This is a genomic window from Vibrio sp. 2132-1 (assembly GCF_033344315.1).
The window spans coordinates 1-829 of the sequence record NZ_JAWPON010000204.1 but is presented as its reverse complement, the minus strand read 5'-3'; the positions used below and the strand labels follow the sequence as shown (position 1 = coordinate 829).

At 46.8% G+C, this 829-nt stretch carries 1 protein-coding gene; it reads right to left on the bottom strand.

From position 1 onward, the window contains the following. Window positions 1-122: 122 nt before the first annotated feature. A complete protein-coding gene (locus R8N47_RS24435; RefSeq protein WP_005481960.1) occupies window positions 123-743 on the bottom strand; it encodes a lysoplasmalogenase in 621 nt (206 codons plus the stop codon). Between the last annotated feature and the right edge of the window lie 86 nt (window positions 744-829).

The window sequence follows — 829 nt, the reverse complement described above, 5'->3', positions numbered from 1 at the left end:
ATTGGGGTTTCACGTAGTAGGTTTAGTAAGTTGTGAGCATGAATGTCACTCATCGTTAACTCCAGTTAGCAAATAGAACCCGACCAGTGTACTGAAATCGTCGAGCACTGCTTTGACTTACGTTAGTAAATGATAGAAGCAACAATGAGTGCATGAGCAAGAAAGTAGCTTCCACTTACCCAAACATACGCGCGCTTCATTGGTTTACGGAATCCGTGTATGGCGTAAGCGAGCGCGGAATACGTCATGATGACGGTGCCACTAAAGCCAATGGCATTCGCGTAGCTAGGCGTTTGTAGCCAAACCTCACCGGCTGCCCAAGCGAGCTGCACTAGCATTATGCCCATAGTCACTACGGGAAAAACGAGCGAATCTAACTGCGGTAAAAGAAGGAAAAACGCCACGATACTGGCGGCAAGCAACAAAGCCAACAACCACCACACGATATCGCCATTGAGCTGAACCCAAAAAGATTTGCTGTAGCACACTTGCGCTGCGAGATAGGCAGCAAAATAGATCAGCTTGCGTGTTTTAAACGAATGCAGCGTATCGGCGAACATAGAAACCACCAAACCACCAGCAATCCAGTAGCTGTGATCGGCCGACGGCCCTTGGGTTAGCACCAAAATAAGAAGAAGTAATAGCGTAAAGATTTTAAACACTAAGGATTGTGTCGGGTTCGCTTGCTTTGCACCCAACACGGAATACATACCTGATAACCCTATCGCCAGCCAACTCCACATGCCGTACATACCTTTTACTTAAACTCGCCGCTAGTCTAGGTAGACCAGTTTTGATGTAAAGACACAATCTACGAAAGTTGGATCTC

Excerpts from the sequence above, each read along its gene's own strand:
- R8N47_RS24435 (WP_005481960.1), bottom strand. The coding sequence starts at position 743 with ATGTGGAGTTGGCTGGCGATAGGGTTATCAGGTATGTATTCCGTGTTG.